The sequence below is a fragment of the Bradyrhizobium sp. 61 genome, from assembly GCF_023073075.1.
GTDB lineage: Bacteria > Pseudomonadota > Alphaproteobacteria > Rhizobiales > Xanthobacteraceae > Bradyrhizobium > Bradyrhizobium barranii.
Genome location: NZ_JADPIU010000064.1, coordinates 68,787 through 89,673, shown reverse-complemented (window position 1 = coordinate 89,673; position 20,887 = coordinate 68,787). Strand labels below are relative to the sequence as shown.

Genomic DNA, 20,887 nt, shown 5'->3' with positions numbered 1-20,887 from the left:
CATAGAGATGATCCGGATCGTGCTCGCAACAACGATCGCGCTGCTGTTGGGCTGTTCTTCGAGTGAGGCGCAGGTCTCAACGATGGGCACCACGGCGATGGGCCTTCCAACCGTACCGGGTGCGATCGTCACCTCGCCGCTCAATAGTCCGGGTCCGTTTTCCGCAACAACCGAGCCTGGCGTTCCCGACACGACGCTCGCGCCTGTTCCGCTCGCCTCGGATCCGACGACGCCGGGTACGGTCGTCGTCTGCGCCACGCCATCGACGTCTCCGATGCCGGTGCCGGCGACCCCGATCGTATCGAGCATCGGCTCGTCAGCGTCAGGCATCGGCGCTCCGCTATTGCCGGTCACAGGGCAAACAGGCAGCTCCATCGGAACGATCCCCGCAGCGGCACCGGCGGGAACGGGGACGACGGTCGCATGCAGCTCGACGCCGGGAGGGCTCGCGACAAGCGCTGCGTCCCTGCCGCTCTCGATCCCGCAAGTGCCGTCCAGTCTCGCGCCCGGCACGATCCTGGCGGACACCAGCGCTGCCGGCGGCACCGGCATCGATCCAAATGCCGCCGTCATGCCGAGCCCGAACAGCACGGCCTGCGCGGAAGGCGTCTCGATGAACCTCGCAGCGCCTGCGACCGTGTTGCCGGCCAACGCCTCAGGCGCGGCGCCAACGCCGGGAGTGTCGCCGATCTTGCCGCCGGGATGCTGAAGCGACGCCGCGACAGGACTCCCGTCGCACCGCGTGCGGATCGGGGGACGACACGTCGGCTCGCGTAGCCTTGGCCGTACCAGCGCTTCACGTTGCCGGGCGTAGCTTCAAAACTTCGGCGTCGGGCGGCAGCATCGTTCCACCGTCCCGGTATTTCCAGTCCACCATCACGCCCTTGTTGCCCCGTACAGTGGTGCGGCCGACGAAGGTCCCCATGGTGCTCTGATGGTCGATCGAACGCCAAATCGCCGGGCCGAACGGCGTTTCGAAGCCGACGTTGCCAAAGCCGTCGGCCATCGCCTCGGTATCGAATTTCCCGAGCTTTGCGATCGGTGCCACGATGGAGCTGATCAAGGCGTGACCGACCACGGATCCCATCGTGGGAGCCTCGGCATATCGTGCGGAATAGGCCGAGACGAAGGCGTTGTTGGCGTGATCCAAGACCTCGGTCACCGGATAGCCGGTCACGATCCATCCTTCCGGTGCGTCCTGCCCGAGGGGAAGAAGGTATTCGGGTTCGCCGGTCGTGAACGACACGACGTGTCGCCCTTCGAACAGGCCGCGATCATTGCCTTGCCGGACAAATCTGGCGAGATCGGGTCCGAAGGTGACGTTGAGGATCGCTTCGGGTTTCTGCTGCGCGAGAGCGTTGACGACCACGCCGGCATCAATGGCGCCCAGCGGCGGCCATTGACTGTTGATGAACGCGACGTCGGGGCGGCGGCGGCTCAGAAGCTGCGTGAACCATCTTACGGCCGACTGCCCGTATTCGTAGTTCGGGGCGATCGTCGCCCACCGCGTCGCCTTCAATTGAGCTGCCTCCTCCACCAGCATGGCTGCCAGCATGTATGTCGAGGGGCGGAGCCGGTAACAATATCGATGCCCTTGCTCCCAAACGAGGGCGTCGGTGAGCGGTTCGCTCGCCACGAACAGGATCCGGTTTTGCCGGGCGAAGTCGCTGATTGCCAGTCCGACATTCGACAGATATGCGCCTGCCAGAAGATCGACGTCATTCCGCCGCACCAGTTCTTCGGCGGCACGCAGCGCGACGCTCGGCTTGGCTTCGTCGTCCCGGCTGATGACCTGCAGCTCTCGCCCGAGGAGGCCCCCGCTCGCATTCAGCTGTTCGACCGCCAACTGCCAGCCGCGACGATAGGGCAGGGTAAACGCGGGCGCGCTGCTATAGGAGTTGATCTCGCCGATCCTGATCGGTCTCGTGCCCTGGGCGCGGATGATGCCGGGCGAAAACATCGACGCGCCAACACTGCCTAAGACCTGTCGTCGAGAGATGCTCATCTGGTGCGATCCGGAGGATTGAGTGTGAGGGCTGGTCCAGCGCTGCAGGACATGTCGTGCCGGTCGAAAGATCAGCAACCTAGTGGCAGGTGCAGGACGGGGGCCGGTCGTCGCCGCCTGTCGAAATCGAGATGCCCGGACTTGCAGCGAGACCGCGCGCAAAGGCGAGCGCGGGAAGATCGACCTCCCGATCGAACAGCGCGCTGACCGGACCGACCAGATCGAGCGCGGTCTGCTGGCGGTCCGACGCTGCCATGATCCTTGCCCAGGCTGCCGCGACCTTCAGCTCGTAGAAGCGGCATTGCTGCTCTCTGGCAACGGACAGGCCCTCGGAGAACAGGACTTCCGAGCGGGACCGATCTGACGAGCCATCGGCAAGCAGGATCTCGCCCTTGATCCGCAGCAGATCAGCAAGGCACCACAATTGCTGGCCCTGCCGGGAGATAGTCAGGGCATCTTCCACGGCGGCCAGGGCCTGCGCAGTCTCGCCGGCCGCGAACAGTCCTTCGGCGAGCGATCCGAGAAATTCGGGATTGCGCATCAGCCAGCCGTTCTCGGCCCGCGCTTTCAGTCCGCTGCGCAGCAGCTCTATTCCATCGTGATGTCTGCCCTGCAGGACGAGCAACTGCCCCTTCAGGCAGGACGTCCAGCTCGTCCAGAAAGCTATTCCCTCGCGCGTGACGAGCTCGAGGAGAGACGCTATCGCCTGATCGGCAGTGGCGACATCATGCGTCATCAGCGCAATGGGGCACACGGCGTTCCGCAGCGCGTAAGCGATCGCGAGCTTGTCCTTCTCACGCTGCGCCTCCTCGAGGCATTCCGCGGCCAGGGATCTGCTCTGGGCGATCTTTCCCTGGAGCAGCAGCACACGGGCTAACATGGCCTTTGCCAGGACGCTCTGGTTGAGCAGGAACCACATCTGGTTCGTGCCGTCCTTCAATCCGTGAGCCGAGTGGTCCAGGGAGAGGGTCAGTTCGCGTCGAGCTTCCTCCTGCGCGCCGTAAAAATGGGTGGCGGCGCCGATCAGGCGGCGGCCTACCGTCTCGTTGGCGGGGTTTCCCGTGCGAAGGGCGATCTCCAGATATCGCTCTCCGACATTCTTGGCCGCGTCGTATTGGCCCGAGTTGAGATTATAGCTCCACAGCGTCCAAACAGCCTTGAGCTGAAGCTCGAGATCGGACAGCTCTTCGCCGAGCGCAAGGCCGATGTTCAGGGCCGCCTTCATGCGATCCGCCGAGCCAGTCGTATTGAGAAGCGCGAACCCCAGCGCGACGTAGAGCTGCGCCTTGAGCCTTGGATTGCAGGTCAGCTCTCCGTCAAGATGGGCGAGAGCGTGCTCGATCCGGGTCGAGCATTCCATGAAGGACAGCAGTTGCATCCACACCGGCACAAAGCCGGCCGTAAGCTCTACGCCGAGCGCGGCATCGCCGCCGGGTGCGAAGGCCCAGTCGAGCGCCGCATGCACGTTTCCAATTTCCTGGGCAAGGCGAGTGAGATCGTCGGAGGCGGGGGAGGCATCGCCAAGTGGCATGATGATGAGCTGCCCGAGAAAGCCCGCATGCCGTCTGCTGGCCTGTGCGCAGAGGCCTGCTTCTGCCAGCTTTTCCAAAGCATAGGCGCGGGTGGTCTCCAGCAGACGCCACCGCCCTTCGAAGGAGGGATCGAGCGAGACCAGCGATTTTCCGACCAGATTGAACAGTGTTTCGATGACGTCCGACCGGGACAACGCGTCGTCCATCATTGCAATGGCCGCATCGAGTGTGAAACCTGCCGGAAACACCGCGAGCCAGCACAACAGCCTTTGCTCGTCGGGCGATAACAGATCGTAGCTCCAGTCCAGCGTCGCTCGCAGGGTCTGGTGCCGTGGCAGTTGGTCCCTGCGGCCGCCGCTCAGCAACTCCATTCGCCTGTCCAGGCGAAGCAAGACCGTGTCTACCCCAAGATTCGCGGTCTGAGCCGCGGCGAATTCCAGCGCGAGCGGAATTCCGTCGAGCCGGCGACAGATGGCAGCCACTTTCAGCAGATCGTCCGCGCCTGGAGAGAAGTTCGCGCGTAGCGACTGTGTGCGAGCGACGAAGAGCTGCACGGCGCTTGCCTGCAACAGCACACCGGGATCACGCAAACCAGAGTCCGGAACCGACAGCGGAGGGATGGCCGCAACGTATTCGCCATCGATGCGGAGGCCTTCCCGACTGGTCGAAAGAATAGTGACATTGGGACAATAGCGAAGTGCAGCACTCGCGATCTGTGCAGCGATGTCGATGACATGCTCGCAATTGTCCAAGATGAGAAGCAGACGCCGTGACCCGATAGCCTGCGCGATGCAGGCGGCCGAAACCTCCTTGTCACTCAGGGCAAGCTTGAGCGCACGCGCGGTGGTCGATGTCGCAAGTGCCGGATCATGCAAGGTCGCGAGCTCGACCAGCGCCACCGCACCATCGAATGAGGATGCGACCAGGCGCGCAAGTTCGATGGCCAGCTTTGTTTTCCCGATGCCTCCCGGGCCGACCAAAGTCACGGCCCGATATGCGAACATAAGTTCGGCAATTTCGCTCAGGCAATCCTCGCGCCCGATAAGAGGAGCGCGCGTGTTCGGCAGGTTGTTCGAAAAGGATTCGATGGCCGGGACGGATACCGATGTCGCTGCGGGCTGATCCAAATGCCCGCTTCGCCAGGTCCCGGCGAGGGTATATCCACGGCCCGAGATCGTCTTGAGGAGATCGCGATCTTTGCCCAGCGCCTTGCGGACGGCGGAGATATGGACCTGTAGCGTGTTGTCCTCGACGGCCAGGCCTGACCAGACGCTTCCGATCAAATCATCCTTGGTCACCAGGTGACCGGCGCAACCCGCCAGTTTCTCGAGAATCTCGAATGCGCGGCTTCCGATCGGGACCGTGATGTTGTCGCACTTCAGCTCTCTCCGCTGGCAATCGATGAGCCAGTTACCGAAAGAGTAGGTTCGTACAGCGGGCGAAGGCGACATAAGGGGGTCCGTGGATCAGCTTCACTGCCGCAATCTAGGAGAGTGACGTGACCCCCAAAGATCACCGCCCCTGGCAAGATTCTGAAAGCGTCAGTATGCCCAGGTGTCGTACAGGGGAGGCCGTTGGGGTGTCAAGACGACCTTCTCAGTAGCCGGCTGTTCGCCATGGCTCGATGCAGGCGTCCGAAACGCTCGTTGCTTGCACACGAATTCGTGAGGACGAATGGGAGTGCCAGAATGGGAGAGCGGGCCGGAGGGAGCGTGCAGCACATCCCGACAGCAACACGGGGCAGGGGACTTCGCGTCGCACCGGTTCAGAAGCTCGGCAGCCTGCTTGGTCTCTTCGTTATCGAGCGGTCGAAGCGACACCTGTTCACATCGCGAGCTGCAGGATATCGCGCGGCATCTCGATTGAAAGGATGGCACGACGCATCGCTTCGACGGTGTCTGCAAGTCGGCGAAGGAGAGCCTGAAGTTTCCTGATTTTGCGCCTCTTCACTCGCGATCGGGCCATAGCTTGCTACCTTACTCTGCGATCGATGCGCTTCGCCGGAATGGGGCATCATCGTTTGGATTGTCCTTGCCAGAGTAAGATCATGTCTCAGCCATTATTACTGTCGCCACAACCGAAGCATGGCGACACCCAGGCGACCGTCACCGCGGACGAAACAGATTTCCGCTCGGCCATCGCAATGGCGTCGATCGCGCCGCTTCCGAAGGTCATCGCACCTAGCACCGTTTCGCGCAGGGACGATCTGTCCCCCCTTGATGCAACGACGATTGCCTTCGAGCGGCTCGGTCTGGTCATTGCAATCGAAGGGCAGCCACGGCGCAGCTCCAGCATATCCCCGTGTAATCCGGCGCGCGACACCGGCTGGCTGCGCGTCGAAATCCCGTGGCAACGCGCGGCCATGACTGCACCTAGCTCTCTGACAACTGCGCCCATTTGTGACGACGATCCGGTAGTTCAGCGCCTGTCCGAAGCTCTTCTCGCGATGGAGCGATTGAAAGCCGCCGATAGCGCCCTTTGCGTCGACGCCCTGCGATTTGCCGTCATTGCCCGGCTCCTTGCCTTGCGGTCCGAGGCGCAGCCGAGGTTCGACGAGCGAGCCCGCGTCGGCCAATGCACTTCTGAAAGGCCGGTCCACGGATTGCAGAAGTGGCGGCTCAAGCGGGTGCTCGACTATATCGAGACTCACTTCCGCAAGAAAATCGTGCTGGCGGATCTTGCCGCGGCCGCGGGCCTGAGCCGGATGCATTTCGCCGCCCAGTTCCGCGCCGCGACGGGTTGCAGGCCTCACGAATATATCTTGCGGCACCGGATACAGCGTTCCAAGGATCTGCTGCGGGACTGCGAGATGCCGATTGTTGAGGTCGCGCTCACAGTGGGTTTTCAGAGCCAGGCCCACTTTACGACGACGTTCAGGCGCTTCGCGGGTGACACGCCGAGCCGATGGCGAGATGCCGCTTCGGCTGGATTCGATCTTTGATGCCCTTGCCTCGAGCGAGTAGGCCTCTGCCCCGTGGGGCCTGAGACGGCAATGGCGAAGTTGGTGAATTTCGCGATGGAGCTGGCATCGCTCTCGGATCCGCTGCAGATGCCGGGCCGCGGCGTTGGTACGGATCAATGCGTCTCAGACATGGCCGGTCGGAAGAACGGGGCTTCATAGGGCCGCCATTCTTCCTCCAGTCACGTCCGTGAGATGGAAGCCCCCGAAGCGCCGAGATGAACCTCTTCAAGTCCGCGCTGACGATTGCCTTGCGGCAAGGGGGCTCGCTCCGGTTGGCGTGCTCAATAGCCCGACTTGGGCTCGCACGGAGGCCGACGCCAGGGGTCGCTCGCATACGCACCGACGTCGGGAGCGCGAACACAGTTGCGCTTGGACGTCACCGGAACGCGCTGGACCGACGCATAGGCGTCGTCATTGGTTCGGCGCGCGTTGTTGCTGCCTTCGCGAGCCATCGCGGGGGAAGCGATCATGGCCGAAACCATCAGTCCGGCCGACAAGAGCTTCAGTGTAGTCATTGCACGTCTCCTTGACAAAGCGACGCCGGGAACGCCTCGGCCCGCCTGCCAGACATGTGTACGCATTTGTCGGATGAGCAGTATCAATTGAACGATCATTTTCGCCTTTGCACGAAGTCGGCGCCCGCGCTTCATCTCGAAAGCGATTGCTCGCTAGTCGGGCGAAAGCGTTATCTGGTCCGAATGGCCATTCATGAGCGGACCGAACCATTCCCACTTCTCGCCGGTGAAACGCATCATTTGGAGATGCTCGATCGGGCGAAAGTCCGTCGGCGATGTCTTGACCCGGACGCCGGGAATATAGGCCGCCCCCTCGAAGTCGAGATTCGTCGCCACCTGCATGATCCTCTCGCGCGTGAGATCGTCGCCACAGCGCCTAAGCACCTCAACGAGCGCGTTCGACATATTGAATGCCACCAGCGGGCCGCTTTCGGATGGATCTGCGTCCGGATAGTATTTCGCCATGAACGCGCGAAAATGCTGCATGCCCGGGTATGAGTCCCACTGCGGGTCGGTCACGTCCATCTGGTACCCGGCACTCAGGACTCCCTTCGCGTTGTCCAGTCCTGCGAGCTTCAACACAGAGCCGACCGAAACCGAGACGTTCGTCATGATGTGGACGGGATGCCAGTCCAGCTCGGCGAGCTTCCTGATCGCCTGAGCCGCGAATTTTGGCGTGGCGACATTGATGAAAATGTCGGGGGCGGCCGCCTTGATCGCCACGATCTGCGAGTCGATTGTCGGCTCGCTGATTTCATATGGCAGGCTCGCAACCACCATTTGCGCGTACCTATCTTGCAGCACCTCCTTCAGGCCAGCCAGATAGTCGCGTCCGAAGTCGTCGTTCTGGTAGAGGATGCCGATCCTGGCGCCAGGGTGATGCGTCAGGATATAATCCGCGTAGATGCGTGCCTCGGTTCGGTAGCTCGGTAGCCAGCCGATCGTCCACGGAAAGTGGACGGGATCAGCCCAGCGAGATGCTCCCGAAATGGCGAACAATTGCGGCACGTGGCGATTATTCATGTACCTTTGAATGGCGGCGTTGCTCGCGGTGCCGAAGGGGGCGAAGATCGCGAGCACTTCGTCGGCCTCGACGAGCCGCCGTGCCTGCTCGACCGCTCGGGACGGATTGTAGCCATCGTCGTAGGAGATGAACGCGACTGTCCGGCCGTTGATGCCGCCATTGTCGTTGACCATGCGAAAATACGCACTCATCGTCCTGCCGATGATGCCGTAAGCCGATGCCGGGCCGCTATAGGGCATGATGTTGCCGATCCTGATCTCGGTGTCGCTCGCACCGGGATCGTATCGCTGTTGAGCAGAGGCGCTGGCTGCGCCGGCCGCAAATATGACGGCGACGATCGCTAGTTTTCGCAGGCGCCTCGCAATGTCCGGACTCAAATGGCCACTTCCACCGGTGATCAAGCGATGCCTCCATAGCGCTGCTGGTCATCGTGCCTGCCGGGCGGCGGTATGGCGCCAATGGAGGGCCTGCTCGTCCAACAGTCGATAGCCGGAGTGTAGCGCGGGACCCGACGCGAGCCGGATTACAGAAGCTGAAGAACTGTGAAGTTTTACAATGGTGTGCGTAGCATTGACCCGTCACCGGCGCCCGATCTGGGGGAGCGTTCTACGCCGTCGTCGCGAACAAACGTTCGGAGCCGATCGAGGCTCCGGACCCGCGGGGTGCGCCGCATGGCGCGGTCGCACTCCGAGCGAGGTCACAGACAGGCATGGTGACGCGGCAATTTGCCTTTGCGTGTTGCCGCCGCTCACCGATGCCCGTGGCGGTTGTAGATGTGGCCCGCTCCGAACACCGGAGCCGCGCCACCGGACCGCTCGAGACCCATTCGCCCTGCCGGCGTCAATGCGCCGCCATTCAGCACGTCGCGATTGGGATACATTGATGCAAATGCGGCGGGCTCCTGATCGGCATAGGACCAGGCCGCGGAGGCGGATGATATCGTTGCCGTTGAAAGCAGCACTGCGGCGATCAGGGTTTTGAATGCACTCATAGCGATTCTCCATTGCTTGTGATGTGCGGAGAGTCGCTTGGCGATGATCGCTGCTCGGCTGATGGCGTTTCCGGAATTTCTTTCTATACCGGGCTATATAGGCAGTCCGGCCGGAAAACCCCGCTTGCTGAGCATCACTCTTGCGAGAAGATGACGGGAATATCAGGCAGTGCGCGCGGTTACCATGGTCTGATGCGTCTTCGAAGCCGAACTCTGTCACAATTGTCATAGTTGCTCGCGCGATCGTGCGTGGTCGAATCGTGTGCGACGCCCAGTTCTAGGTGCAGGTCATACAACATGAGGAGTGTGAGCCATGAGACTGCTCTGGTTTCTCTGCGTCGTCGCCAGTCTTGCGCTCTCGGGTGTCGCATCTGCCCGCGGCGGCATGGGATCCCACATGTCGATGGAGAGCGGTGGCGCGCTCGGTACCAGCGCTGCTGCGCCGGGAACGAACTCGCTCGGCACCGCGCTCCCGTCATCGGAGGGGGTTGGTCATCCGACGAAGGGACCGCTGCTCGGCTCGGATGCGACCATCGACAAGGAGGACGCACGGGTCGAGAAGATGCTGGAAGGATCCATCTGTCGCGGCTGCTGACGTGCGAGCATTGCGATATTTGCGGCGAGTGTCTGGCGGCCTTGGTCGCCGGACAGATTGTGTATTTTGAAAGCGTTGGTGATACGCTGGGCGCAAGATCAAGCAACAGCCTGGGGCTATGCCGATGATGGCCGAGCCAAACCAGCGCCCCGTCTACGCTTGCGCTGAATGGGAGATCGATCTTGCCAGACGCGAACTGCGCTCGATGGGAGAGTCCGTTCCTCTGGGCGGTCGTGCCTTTGAGATTCTTGCGGAATTGGCTCAGGCCGAAGGCGGGCTGGTAACCAAGAATGACCTGACGGAGCGTGTCTGGCGCGGCGTCTTCGTCGAGGAGAGTGCACTTCGGGTCCATATCGCGGCGATCCGGAAGGCCTTTGGTTCGGATCGTGACATGCTGGCGACAACGGTCGGCCGGGGCTATCGCCTGCTGGGTTCATGGCGGACCCGGCAGATGGATGCCCCGCTACAATCTGCCGCACCCCAGCCACTGCCGTCGACCAACATTCCCAATGCATCATTCGTTCTCATCGGCCGCACCACCGCGGTCGCGCGTTTGTGGGAGCTTCTGTCGGCTTATCGCGTCGTGAGCCTCGTCGGGCCTGGCGGGATCGGCAAGACGGCCCTTGCACTACAAGCTGCCAGGACGCCGCCAGCCGGTTTTGCGGCCGACCGGTTGCTGGTCGAATTGGCCTCGCTGCCCGATCCCAAGCTCGTGTGCTCGGCCGTCGCCAGCACGCTCGGTATCAAGCTCGAAGGGGAGGAGATCACCCCGGGCTCCATAGCGCGCGCGATTGGAGCCAGGCAGTTGTTGCTCATTCTCGACAATTGCGAGCACGTCGTTGATACCGTGGCCCAACTGGCCGAGACGATCGTCAGCCAGTGTTCCGGAACGATCGTCCTGGCGACAAGTCGTGAAGCGCTGCGCATTGACGGCGAACATGTCTATCGCGTTCCGCCCCTGGGTGTGCCGCCCGAAGTCCGGCTCGGGTCTGACGCCGCATCGGCCTACACGGCGGTGGAATTGTTCACGACCAGAGCGAAAGCGCTGGGCTCCAGCTTCGCGCTCGACGAAGAGAACCTCGATGCCGTCGCAGCCATCTGCCGCCGGCTGGATGGCATTCCACTCGCGATCGAGTTCGCGGCGGCACGCGCCGTGATGCTCAGTCCGCCGAAGATCGCGGCACTTCTCGACGACAGGTTCAAATTTCTGACGACCGGCCGGCGTACTGCGTTGCCCAGGCAGCAAACGCTTCGTGCGACGCTCGACTGGAGCTACGATCTACTGCCGGACGCCGAGGCGCGGGTCCTGCGGCGGCTCGGCGTGTTTGCCGGAGAGTTTCTGCTCGATGCCGTGATCGCGGTCGCCGGCGAAGGGATGGGCGACGTCACCGCGGAGCTTGCCAACCTGGTGGCAAAGTCGCTCGTCCTTGCGGATATTCGCGGCGAGCGCCCGTACTATCGCCTGCTGGACACCACGCGCGCCTATGCGCTGGAAAAGCTTCACGCCAGCGGCGAATTTCCCGGCGTCGCGCGCCGCCAGGCCGGATACTATGGCGGGTTCTTTGCGAATGCGGAAGCTGACAGCGAAGTGAAGCCGCAGGCGGAGTGGCTCGGCTTCTATGGCCAGCACATCGACAACGTACGATCCAGCCTCGATTGGGCTTTCTCGCCCGACGGAGATGCGCAGATCGGAGTGGCGCTGACCGCAGGGGCCGTCCCGTTATGGGTACAATTGTCGCTCCTCGCCGAGTGCCGCGAGCGGACCGAACTGGCGTTGGCCAGCCTCGACGGCAGCGCCGCGGGCGCTTTGCGGCTCCGCATGCAATTATCGGCCGCGCTTGGCTGGTCACTGATGTACGGCGTTGGCAGGGCTCGAGAGGCCGGTCCGGCCTGGGCTGCGACTCTGCAGCTGGCCGAGCAGCTCGGCGACAGCGATTATCTCCTGCGCGCACTTTGGGGGCTGTGCATCGATCAATTCAACAACGGCGAGTTCCGCAAGGCGTTGGAATTCGCGCACCGCTTCGCGGATATCGTGGCCGATTCCCAAAATTCGGTCGACCGGATGATGGGCGATCGGCTGCTTGCCACCACGCTGCACTACCTCGGCGACCAGCGGCTGGCGCATCATCACATTGGGCGGACCTTGTCTCGCCTTTCCGATCTGGCGGCGAAGCCGCAGGTGATCCGTTTCAGGTTCGACCTGCGAGCCTCGGCACGCTATTTCCAGGCGCGCATCCTGTGGCTTCTCGGGTTGGCGGATCAGGCACTGAGCGTCGTCGAGCGCAATGTCGAGGAGGGCCGAGCGAGTGGTCATGCTCTGACCTTCTGCAGCGTGCTTGGCCAGGGTGCCTGTCCGATTGCTTTCCTGGCCGGCGATCTCGATGCGGCGGAAGGCTATTGCACCATGCTGCTCGAGCACACCGAACGTCATCCGATCCGTCTGTGGAACGTGTGGGCGCGCGCCTTCAGGGGCATGGTGATGGCGCGACGTGGCGATGTCGCCGCCGGACTGACGTTGCTGCGCAAGGCGCTCGAGCTGGCGGGCGAGGCGCGTTTCCTGCCGCGCTTCCTGCTTCCTCTCGGCGAACTGGCGGCGTGTCTCGGAGAGGTCGGCGAAGTATCGCTGGGGCTTGCGACCGCGGACGAGGCGCTCGCGCGCTGCGAGGCGAGGGATGAGCGGTGGTACGCGGCCGAGCTCTGGCGCATCAAGGGCGAGTTGCTCCGGCATCCCGGCGAGCGTCGCTCGGCTATCGCTGCCGAGCAGTGCTTCGACAAGGCGTTCGAAGTGGCGCGCGGCCAAGGCGCGCTGTTCTGGGAGCTGAGGGCGGCCATCAGCCTGGCGCGGTTGAGGACGAGTCAGGGCCGTCCCGCCGATGCGCACCAAATCCTGGCTCTTGTGTACGGCAAATTCACCGAGGGTTTCGAGACCACGGATCTCAGGCTCGCGAGAGCGATGATGACGGAGTTTTCGACCTAATGGTACGGGCGGTGCTCCAGGATGCCCCGGGGGCGGCGTCCGATACATGTCATCGGACGCAGGTGCGGCCTCGGCGAGCGCCGCATCCCCCGTGCTCCAGAACGTTGGCTTCGAAGTCCTATTGCCGGACCAAGAATGCGCCGGCTCCTTGCGGCGGTCTATCCACGCCGCGCGCTTCTATCCGGATTGCACGGCATCGCGGCCAGCCGCACGACCTGGGCCACTGCGGGTTCGCGCCCCCCACGCGAGTGTGTCAGGGCTATCAACTCGCGGCGAGCGAGCCCGAAGGCGGAGACGCCAACTCGGCCAGCAATTCGCTGGCCGCTTTCAGGACGGGCGTATTGAACCCCTCGGTGAATCGTCCATAGACGGGCGCAAGCACGTCCTGCGCTTCACTGCGGCGGCCCCGCCGCCGCAATAGCCTTGCAAGATCGATTGTCGTGCGCAACTCAAAACCGAGCGCCCCCTGATGTCGGGCAAGGTCAAGTGACTGCGCCAGGCTCCGCTCCGCCTCCAGGAAGTCGGGATTGTCCTTGCGGATCAGCACTTCCGCCCTTGCCCGCAACATGTCCGGCATCTCCACCATGAAGTTGCGACGCCGGCCCCGGGCAATCGCCTGATCGAGGATATCGAGTGCTTCATCTCCACGACCTGCCGCCGCCAGAGCTTCCGCGAGCGGCACGCAAAGTCCGGCCGCCGCGCCGTAGCGCTGGCTCTGCAGCTTCTTGACGGAGGCGTTCAGCATGGCCAGCCCGATATCACTCTCGCCGCGAGCCAACAGCGCAATCCCTTTCATGGCGTCGCCGACCGTCTGGAGGGTGGCGAGATTATGCTTGCGGGTCTCCACGAGGAGCCTGTCAATGTGCTCCTCGCACACCCCCACATCCCCGTTCCAAAGGAAAACGCCGAATGCCCAGGGCAGCGCTATGCACAGTATGGTCGGATGGTTGATGGCGATCACATCGGAGATGGCTTGGCGGGCGGTCGCCGTGGCCTGATCGGGATGTCCCTCGAGCCATAAGATGCGGGCGAGGGTGATTTGAGGACGCCGCGGGTAATCGGACGTCAGGCCGCCGCGGGAGTCGCCTTCCAGTCCCGGATGGGACAGCGCCGCTTCGACGTACGAGCGAGACGCGGCAACCTCGCCCAGATAGTGGCACGACGTTCCGAGCAACATGCGCATGCGCGCCACCCCGACGGAATCGCTGCTGGCGAGGGCAATCGCTTCGCCGCGCTTTGCGGTGGCCAGCGCATCGTCAAAATTGCCGACGAGCAATTGGAGCAGATGCAGTCTGCCAATCAGGCGGATTTGGCCGGCGACATCGCCAATTGTCTCGGCCAACCGGACCGCTCTGTCGAGATAGCCGACGCCCAATTCGTCGATTTGTCCCGTCAGCATCCGCGCCGACGCCAGCGCGGCATGAAGTGCGAGGTCGTGCCTGACACTTCCGCCCGTCTCATGAAGCGCTTCGATTGCGCGCGTGACCCAGAACTGGCATTCGGTGAAGAGCGACAGCTTGAAGAACAGGGGGATCGCTGCCGCAGCGAGGCCGACGCCGGTTCTGCGGTCGCCTCGATCCGAGAAGCACCACGCCGGCGCGCTGCGTATGTCGCCGAATTGATCGGCCATCGACGACAGGCCTTCATTCGGCTCGTCGGCCGTCTTTTCAAGCAAATCCCGAAAGTAGGAGGCGTGGCGTAGCGGCACGATCTCGGCGTCGGGGCTGGCGGCGAGCTTCTCCTGCGCGTAGGCCCGCGTCGCGTCCGCGAGCCTGTAGCGGATCGATTGCGAGCCCTGGTTCAGGGCAAGCATCGACTTGGCCACGAGGTTGTCGAGCCCAGCCATGGTCGTGTCGTCGCTGGTCGGATCGCTGCCGGCGATCGCTCGGGCCGCATCGGCGGTGAAGCTGCCGACGAACACGGATAGCTGGCTGAGAACCACCCGTTCGGGCCCGGATAGAAGATCGTAGCTCCACTCGATGGTTGCGCGAAGCGTACGGTGCCGGGGCAGCGCCGTGCGTCGTCCTTCCCACAGCAGATTGAAGTGCTTTTCGAGGAGTTGGACCATGGCCTTGACGCCGTAGGCGGTCACATGGCCGGCGGTGAGCTCGATCGCGAGCGGGATGCCATTGAGCCGACGGCAGACGTTGCCGACGTCCGACGCGTTCGCATCCGTCAATCCGAACCCACCTCCAGCTGCGGCCGCGCGCTCCACGAAGAGCTTTACGGAGGGGTAGGCAATCGCGCTCTCGACCGTCAGAACGGCGTTTTCCGGCGGGCTTGTCAGAGGCGAGAGACGATATGTGTGCTCGCCTTCGACCCGCAGCAGCTCCCGGCTCGTGGCCATGATGTGCAGCTGCGGTGCCTCCTGGTAGAGCCGTTCGGCCAGCGCCGCCGCGGCGTCGACGACATGCTCGCAGCAATCCAGAATGAGCAGCATCCGCCGGTCGCGCAGGAATGCCACAAGGTTGTTTGAGGGGTCGTCCGATCGCGCCCGCAGCCCGAGCGAAGATGCTGCAATGGCCGGCACCAGAGCGGCATCGCGGGTCTCGCCGAGACTGACGAAGTGAACCTGGCCGGCGAATTCCGCGAGAAGGGCGTGGCCCGCGGAAACAGCGACCGTCGTCTTGCCGATGCCGCCCGGGCCGACGACCGTGATGAAACGCTGAGCTTTGATCCTTTCCGATATATCCTGGATGGTTTGCTCGCGGCCCACCATCTGCCAGGGATGCGCCGGCAGGTTGTGCGCGCGAACAGGCTTGGTCGGTGCAGGTTGATTCTGCTCCGGGCTCGCGGCCGAACCGACGAAACAATAACCCTGTCCCGAGACCGTGCTCAGATATTTGGCGCCGGCATTGCCGTCCCCGAGCGCCTTGCGGAGTGCTGCGATATGGACGCGCAGGCTGTTGTCATCGACGCTGGAGCCTGGCCATGTCCTGGCTATCAGATCGCCCTTGCTGACGACGTCGCCCGCATGCCGGATCAGTGTCAGCAGAAGGTCAAATGCGCGAGCCGACAGTTGGACCGGATTGCCATCTTTCTCGATCCGTCTCTGCGAAGCGTCCAGACGAAACGGCCCAAAGACGAAAATCTCTTGAGCGGAGCTCTCATGGAAAGAGGGTCCGTTCGTGGCTGTTGTGGCGTTGCTCTGCCAGCGGTGGACCATTTGGAAATATCAAATCCGACGACCGACTCGTCGTACTCTATGACTTGAACTCGGGCCGAAACGTGTGACCGCGGTGGCAACTTCAAACGTAACATCCGGCAGTATCGCGGTAAAGGATCACCGATGGATGTCGCCGATCACTTTCGTCCGGAGGGCAGGGAACTCCGGGGAGAGTCCTGATTTTTCAGGAAACGACCGTCGATTGGGGAAATCTCCGCCGATGGGGGATCTCATCGGATCAACACGGGCTTGAGAAGATCCTCCAGGCCGATCCGGCGGAACAGTTCCGTGCGAGCGCGGTCGGCGACGGCGTCGACAGCTGCCGCCCCATCGTCATCCGGGCCGAAATGAACTTTCAGCGGACGTTGTCCGAACGGCATGTTCACGACATTCGCAACTGTGCTTGCGACATCTTGTGGGGCCGTATCCTTCGGCGAAAGCTGCGCGAGTCCCGCAAGCGCGATTTCACTCACGTCGGCGGTTGGACCATCCGCGTATTCTTCCGCCCGAACAGTATCCTGCGGCCGGCCGGATCGGACATAGTGGCCGGGTCCGAGAGCACTGGGAACGATGATGGTCGTCTCGACGCCCCAACGTGCGAGCTCGCCGGCGTAACTGAGTGCCAGCGAATCCAGGGCGGCTTCCGTTGAAGCACAGGCGCCGAGGAACGGAACCGAGCTGCCCCGCGCGCTGCTTGACGTGATCCATATCAGCAAGCCCTGACCCTGCTTGCGCAATTGTGGCAACGCCGCGCGATTGAGGCGCTGTGCGATCAGGACGTTGGTATCATAGAGCTCGGCAAGCTGCTCCGGCGTGAAGGCTTCTGCGGGTCCGTAAACGACTTGCCGGGCATTGTGCACGACCACGTCGAGGCGTCCGTTTTCGGCGATGATGGTCTCAACGGCCGAGGTCACTGAGGATTCCGAAGAGACTTCGAACTCGATCGTGCGGAGATCGGGGCCGGGCTGGCCGGGATTTGATCCAGCCTCCTCGATCCCTTGCGCAATAGAGCCACTCATTTCCTGGCTTGAAACGTAGACCGTGTGGCCTGCCTGCATCAGTTGCCGGCAGGTGGTTCGTCCGATGCTGTTTGCAGCACCCGTGACGATGATCACTTTGCTCATTCGATTCCCAATCGCATTCCAGCCTCTGCGGCGCTGGCGGCCCCGTCGTGACACGGTCCATCGTTCGGGAGCCGACCGCCGCCATCGTGCGAAGCGCATCTGGAATAGGGCGGGGCGCAGGGTGGGTCTTTTCGGGCATCACGATCGATTGTCAAATTGCACGAAAAATTTCGAGAATGCCCGAAGCCGGATCCGGTCCGGCGAACGCCGAAGACAGTTCAGGCGTGCCTTCGCGAAATTGGCGGTGGGTTCGAAAGATCGGGCCTTGGCCGCCGGCTACAAGGAGGCTGCGTCGCTCGATAGAGCGCCGCGCGCACCCGATCGCCAGGCGGTCTGCGCATCGCAAAGGAGACCGGATGAATCAAGGCAAGCTACCACGTTCGGGGCTTGGGTCCCTCGTCCTGATTGCGGCCGTCCTCGGCGGCGGCGCGGCTGCCTTCGCATACACTGCGGGATGGCTCTCGCCGGGGCGTCTGACGCCGGAACGGATGATCGCGGCGCTGACGCCTCCGAGCGGCCCGCCGCTCGGGCACCGGCGAAATCATGCCAAGGGAATCTGCTTCACCGGGACATTCGAGGCGAATGGAAGCGGCGCGGAACTCTCCCGGGCCAAGGTCTTCGCGCAGGGGCGCTATCCGGCCCTGGGCCGTTTCAATCTCGGCACGGCCGATCCGAACGCGGTCGATGCGACCGTGCGCGTCCGCGGCCTGGGATTGATGATCACGACGGCAGACGGCGAAGAGTGGCGCATGGCGATGATCAACCCGCCCTTCTTCGCGGTTTCCACGCCGCAGGCATTTCACGATCTGCTGATCGCATCCGGCAAGAAGGATCCGGAGGCGATGAAGGCGTTCATTCACGCCAACCCGGAATTCGGCCCCTTCGCGGCCTGGGCCAAGACGGCGCCCTGGACCGGCAGTTATGCGGAGGAGCCCTATAACGGCCTCAACAGCTTCGTTTTCACGGACGCCGGAGGCGGAGACCACACCGTGCGATGGTCGCTGTTGCCCTCGGCGCAACCCGTTCCGATCTCGCAGGCCGACCTCGAAAAGCGCGGGCCGGATTATCTCGAGCAGGAGATCACCGAACGGGTCCGGACCGCCGGTCCACTGCGATGGACCATGGTCACGACCGTCGCCGATCCGGGCGACCCGACCGCGGATCCGAGCAAGGTCTGGCCGGAGAACCGTCGCAAGGTTGCGGTCGGAACGCTGATCGTGCAGCGGATCGAGCCGGAGCGCGATGGACCGTGCCGCGACATCAATTTCGATCCGGCGGTCCTGCCACAGGGAATCCGGGTGTCGGACGATCCGTTCCCGGCTGCACGCTCATCGGTCTACCGCAAATCCTACGATCTGCGTGCGTCCGAAGCCAGGGACTATCCGCGAACCGAGACCGCCAAGCCATGACCAGCGTTCCTCATCGTTTTGCCCTGATCCAGCGCGTTCTGCACTGGCTGATGGCGGTCTGCATCCTCGCCATGCTGTTCATTGGCGTCGGCATGGTCTCCACGGTCGCGCCGAAATATCTGCCGCTCATCCTGGTCCACAAGACGATCGGCGTCATCCTGCTGGTCCTCGTGCTGATCAGGCTGGCGTTGCGGCTGCATTACGGTGCGCCGCCATTGCCGGCCGATCTTTCGAGACCCATGAAGTTTGGAGCAAGATTGTCGCATCAGCTCCTGTATGGCCTCATGATCGTCATGCCGTTGCTCGGCCTCGGCATGCTCTGGGCTGCGGCCTATCCGGTCGTCCTGTATGGCGGGATCCGAATTCCCGCGCTGCTGCCGCAGAGCGACCTGATGCACACGCTGCTCTGGAATGCCCACGTCTATCTGGGTTTCGCGTTCTTTGCCCTCGTGCTGCTGCATCTGGCGGCGGGGCTATTCCACGCATTGATCCGTCGCGATGGCGTATTCGCATCGATGTCGCTTCTGCCGCTGCGGGACAGGGTGACACACGTGAAATGAACCCGCGGCGCGCCAGCGGGCGCCCCTCGCAGGCGTGCGATCCCAAAAGGATCTTTCGCGCTGGAAAGATTCCTCGCGCACCGCGCGGTTAGATGTTTCCAACCTCCAACACAAGGATGCCGACCATGACCAAAGCAGACCTCCAAAGCCCGACGGATCTCGGAGCCAATGCGAACCGGGACGTTCCAGCCGCGCTGAGAGCGCTGCTTGCCGACGTTTTCGCGCTCTACCTGAAGACCAAGAACTTCCACTGGCACGTGTCGGGCAGCCACTTTCGCGACTACCACCTTATGCTCGACGAGCAGGCCGACAAGATCTTCGCCATGACTGACGACATCGCCGAACGCGCACGCAAGATCGGCGGTACGACGCTACGCTCGATCGGCCACATCGCGCGCGAGCAGCGCATTCTCGACAACGATGCCGATTATGTCGACCCGCAGGATATGCTCGCCGAGCTGCGCAGCGACAACCAGCAGCTAACGCGGGAAATGCGCCGGGTCCACGAGCTCTGCGACGAATACGGCGATGTCGCCACCGCGAGCGTCCTGGAAAACTGGATCGACGAGACGGAACGGCGCATCTGGTTCCTCTACGAGACCGGCCGAAGCGGCCAGAACCCGTAAGTGCAAAGCACGCCGTTGGGCCGGGAGGCGGGTGAAGGATGAGCAGCCTCTCGGAACTCCTGCCGGATGGCGGCGTCAAGGCGGAGCGCCTGCTGCTGCGTGAGCTTGCGCATCGGATCGACGACGAGCTCGCCTCGGCGATTGATCTGGTGGCGCAGGCGGCCGACCGTTGCGACGGCATCGAAGCGAGGGCGACCCTCGCTTCCGTGCAGGACCGGCTGGAAGGTCATGCACAACTTCACCACGCGCTGCAAATGCCGCAGTTCACCACCACCGTCGATCTGGCGGCCTATCTTCAGCAATTGTGCCGATCGATCAGCCGCTCGAGCCTCGAAGACAAGGGTATTGCGCTCTCGCTGCTGCTGAATCCACTGCAGATGAGCTCCGAGCGCTGCTGGCTGCTGGGGATGATCGTCTTCGAACTGATCACCGGTGCGGTGCGCCACGTATCCCACTGCGGAGCAGGCGCCATTCGTCTCGAAGTATGGCTCACGGCGACGTCGGTTGCGTGCAGCGTCACGGACAACGGCTCGTCCGACGAGAGCAGATACCGGGAAGAGGACCGCTCCATCGTCGATACGCTTGCGGCGCGTCTGCACGGGACAGTCGACGGCCGCGGCGATACCGACGGGTTCAGGACCGTCGTGACCATCCCGCGCTAGTCGCGACTCTCGCGCAACGATCCGTATCGTGCGGATCAAATAATATCGCTGCGACCTCGAAAGATGAGTTGGGACAGATCTCGATACGCTTGCCCTATTCATGATCTGCGGATCGTCGTGCGAACAAGGGTCAAGCCATGACGGACATGTCGAACTCGAAGGCCTCGCTCGGATGGGCCATCCACGCCATCACCGGAAAATGGGGCTGGTTCGTTGCGCTGGGTGTCGGCGAACTGATCCTCGGCGGTGTTGCATCTGCCAATCTGATGGCGGCGAACCTCGCGTCCGTACTGGTCATCGGCGCCACCATGGCGGTCGCCGGCATTTTCCAGATCGTGCAAGCGTTTTCAGTGCGCGGCTTGCGGGGATTCCTGCTTTGGCTACTGGCCGGGATCGTCTATGCGGCCGCCGGGGCCATCATACTCTACGATCCGATCCTGGCTTCATTCACGCTGTCTCTCGCAGTGTGTGCCTTCCTTGTCGTAGCCGGGGTGATAAGGATCTGGGCCGGGTTCCATATCCGGCCGGCCGCGGGCTGGCGTTGGATCGTGGCTGCGGGCGTCCTGACCTTCTGCGTCGGTGTCATGCTGGTTGCGGCTTGGCCCGCCATCGGTTTGTGGCTGCTCGGTGTGATGCTGGTCGTCGACCTGATCTTCCAGGGATGGGGATTCATCGCATTCGGAATCGCGCTCAAGAGCCGCGCGTCGCGCCATTCGTCCCAGCCGGCGACGGTATGAGT

The 20,887-nt window shown here is 63.0% G+C and carries 16 protein-coding genes; 9 read left to right on the top strand and 7 right to left on the bottom strand.

Translation table 11 applies throughout. The features are described 5' to 3' along the window. Positions 1–7: 7 nt before the first annotated feature. The gene (locus tag IVB46_RS22300) at positions 8–709 is read left to right on the top strand and encodes a hypothetical protein (RefSeq protein WP_247308948.1); all 702 of its coding nucleotides are present in this window, start codon (positions 8–10) and stop codon (positions 707–709) included. An 87-nt stretch (positions 710–796) separates the two neighbouring features. On the opposite strand, the gene IVB46_RS22295 is transcribed toward IVB46_RS22300, so the two are convergent. Beyond that, positions 797–2,167 (bottom strand): ABC transporter substrate-binding protein, encoded by a 1,371-nt coding sequence (locus tag IVB46_RS22295; RefSeq protein ID WP_346016139.1) that lies wholly within the window; start codon positions 2,165–2,167, stop codon positions 797–799. Then, a complete protein-coding gene (locus IVB46_RS22290; protein WP_247308950.1) occupies positions 2,085–4,988 on the bottom strand; it encodes a winged helix-turn-helix domain-containing protein in 2,904 nt (967 codons plus the stop codon). Before IVB46_RS22290 ends, IVB46_RS22295 begins: the two co-directional genes overlap by 83 nt. 596 nt (positions 4,989–5,584) lie before the next feature. Between IVB46_RS22290 and IVB46_RS22285 the strand changes: the two genes are divergently transcribed. Then, positions 5,585–6,478: a helix-turn-helix transcriptional regulator gene (locus tag IVB46_RS22285; protein WP_247343492.1), complete on the top strand. Its 894-nt coding sequence runs from the start codon at positions 5,585–5,587 to the stop codon at positions 6,476–6,478. 302 nt (positions 6,479–6,780) lie between these two features. On the opposite strand, the gene IVB46_RS22280 is transcribed toward IVB46_RS22285, so the two are convergent. The 3 genes from IVB46_RS22280 to IVB46_RS22270 form a co-directional block, all read right to left on the bottom strand. Beyond that, positions 6,781–7,014, bottom strand: a complete 234-nt coding sequence (locus IVB46_RS22280) for a hypothetical protein (protein WP_166351859.1) — start codon at positions 7,012–7,014, stop codon at positions 6,781–6,783. A gap of 153 nt (positions 7,015–7,167) precedes the next feature. Beyond that, positions 7,168–8,415, bottom strand: a complete 1,248-nt coding sequence (locus tag IVB46_RS22275) for an ABC transporter substrate-binding protein (RefSeq protein ID WP_247308954.1) — start codon at positions 8,413–8,415, stop codon at positions 7,168–7,170. A 371-nt stretch (positions 8,416–8,786) separates the two neighbouring features. Further along, positions 8,787–9,029: a hypothetical protein gene (locus tag IVB46_RS22270; protein ID WP_085401044.1), complete on the bottom strand. Its 243-nt coding sequence runs from the start codon at positions 9,027–9,029 to the stop codon at positions 8,787–8,789. A 313-nt stretch (positions 9,030–9,342) separates the two neighbouring features. On the opposite strand from IVB46_RS22270, the gene IVB46_RS22265 reads away from it, so the two are divergent. After that, complete coding sequence (locus IVB46_RS22265) at positions 9,343–9,624, top strand: hypothetical protein (RefSeq protein ID WP_028153535.1); 282 nt, start codon at positions 9,343–9,345, stop codon at positions 9,622–9,624. A gap of 124 nt (positions 9,625–9,748) precedes the next feature. After that, the gene (locus tag IVB46_RS22260) at positions 9,749–12,601 is read left to right on the top strand and encodes a winged helix-turn-helix domain-containing protein (RefSeq protein ID WP_247308956.1); all 2,853 of its coding nucleotides are present in this window, start codon (positions 9,749–9,751) and stop codon (positions 12,599–12,601) included. Positions 12,602–12,863: 262 nt separating this feature from the next. On the opposite strand, the gene IVB46_RS22255 is transcribed toward IVB46_RS22260, so the two are convergent. Beyond that, entirely contained in the window at positions 12,864–15,767 is a 2,904-nt protein-coding gene (locus tag IVB46_RS22255) for a winged helix-turn-helix domain-containing protein (protein ID WP_247343488.1), read from the bottom strand. A 230-nt stretch (positions 15,768–15,997) separates the two neighbouring features. Continuing rightward, on the bottom strand, positions 15,998–16,891 hold the full coding sequence (locus IVB46_RS22250; protein WP_247308960.1) for an SDR family NAD(P)-dependent oxidoreductase: 894 nt from the start codon (positions 16,889–16,891) through the stop codon (positions 15,998–16,000). Positions 16,892–17,247: 356 nt separating this feature from the next. On the opposite strand from IVB46_RS22250, the gene IVB46_RS22245 reads away from it, so the two are divergent. The 5 genes from IVB46_RS22245 to IVB46_RS22225 all read left to right on the top strand — a co-directional run bounded on the left by IVB46_RS22245 (position 17,248) and on the right by IVB46_RS22225 (position 20,885). Further along, a complete protein-coding gene (locus tag IVB46_RS22245; RefSeq protein WP_247308962.1) occupies positions 17,248–18,300 on the top strand; it encodes a catalase family peroxidase in 1,053 nt (350 codons plus the stop codon). Beyond that, positions 18,297–18,860, top strand: a complete 564-nt coding sequence (locus IVB46_RS22240; protein WP_247308964.1) for a cytochrome b/b6 domain-containing protein — start codon at positions 18,297–18,299, stop codon at positions 18,858–18,860. Before IVB46_RS22245 ends, IVB46_RS22240 begins: the two co-directional genes overlap by 4 nt. A gap of 125 nt (positions 18,861–18,985) precedes the next feature. Next, the gene (locus tag IVB46_RS22235) at positions 18,986–19,486 is read left to right on the top strand and encodes a DNA starvation/stationary phase protection protein (RefSeq protein ID WP_247308966.1); all 501 of its coding nucleotides are present in this window, start codon (positions 18,986–18,988) and stop codon (positions 19,484–19,486) included. Between the two features lie 38 nt (positions 19,487–19,524). Next, complete coding sequence (locus tag IVB46_RS22230; protein WP_247308968.1) at positions 19,525–20,148, top strand: histidine kinase dimerization/phosphoacceptor domain -containing protein; 624 nt, start codon at positions 19,525–19,527, stop codon at positions 20,146–20,148. 137 nt (positions 20,149–20,285) lie between these two features. Continuing rightward, complete coding sequence (locus tag IVB46_RS22225; protein WP_166351877.1) at positions 20,286–20,885, top strand: HdeD family acid-resistance protein; 600 nt, start codon at positions 20,286–20,288, stop codon at positions 20,883–20,885. Positions 20,886–20,887 lie beyond the last annotated feature (2 nt).

Bases quoted from the DNA above. Each gene is read 5' to 3' on its own strand.
- IVB46_RS22300 (WP_247308948.1), top strand. From the start codon at position 8: ATGATCCGGATCGTGCTCGCAACAACGATCGCGCTGCTGTTGGGCTGT.
- IVB46_RS22290 (WP_247308950.1), bottom strand. From the start codon at position 4,988: ATGTCGCCTTCGCCCGCTGTACGAACCTACTCTTTCGGTAACTGGCTC.
- IVB46_RS22285 (WP_247343492.1), top strand. From the start codon at position 5,585: ATGTCTCAGCCATTATTACTGTCGCCACAACCGAAGCATGGCGACACC.
- IVB46_RS22280 (WP_166351859.1), bottom strand. From the start codon at position 7,014: ATGACTACACTGAAGCTCTTGTCGGCCGGACTGATGGTTTCGGCCATG.
- IVB46_RS22270 (WP_085401044.1), bottom strand. From the start codon at position 9,029: ATGAGTGCATTCAAAACCCTGATCGCCGCAGTGCTGCTTTCAACGGCA.
- IVB46_RS22265 (WP_028153535.1), top strand. From the start codon at position 9,343: ATGAGACTGCTCTGGTTTCTCTGCGTCGTCGCCAGTCTTGCGCTCTCG.
- IVB46_RS22260 (WP_247308956.1), top strand. From the start codon at position 9,749: ATGATGGCCGAGCCAAACCAGCGCCCCGTCTACGCTTGCGCTGAATGG.
- IVB46_RS22255 (WP_247343488.1), bottom strand. From the start codon at position 15,767: ATGGTCCACCGCTGGCAGAGCAACGCCACAACAGCCACGAACGGACCC.
- IVB46_RS22250 (WP_247308960.1), bottom strand. From the start codon at position 16,891: ATGAGCAAAGTGATCATCGTCACGGGTGCTGCAAACAGCATCGGACGA.
- IVB46_RS22245 (WP_247308962.1), top strand. From the start codon at position 17,248: ATGAATCAAGGCAAGCTACCACGTTCGGGGCTTGGGTCCCTCGTCCTG.
- IVB46_RS22240 (WP_247308964.1), top strand. From the start codon at position 18,297: ATGACCAGCGTTCCTCATCGTTTTGCCCTGATCCAGCGCGTTCTGCAC.
- IVB46_RS22235 (WP_247308966.1), top strand. From the start codon at position 18,986: ATGACCAAAGCAGACCTCCAAAGCCCGACGGATCTCGGAGCCAATGCG.
- IVB46_RS22230 (WP_247308968.1), top strand. From the start codon at position 19,525: ATGAGCAGCCTCTCGGAACTCCTGCCGGATGGCGGCGTCAAGGCGGAG.
- IVB46_RS22225 (WP_166351877.1), top strand. From the start codon at position 20,286: ATGACGGACATGTCGAACTCGAAGGCCTCGCTCGGATGGGCCATCCAC.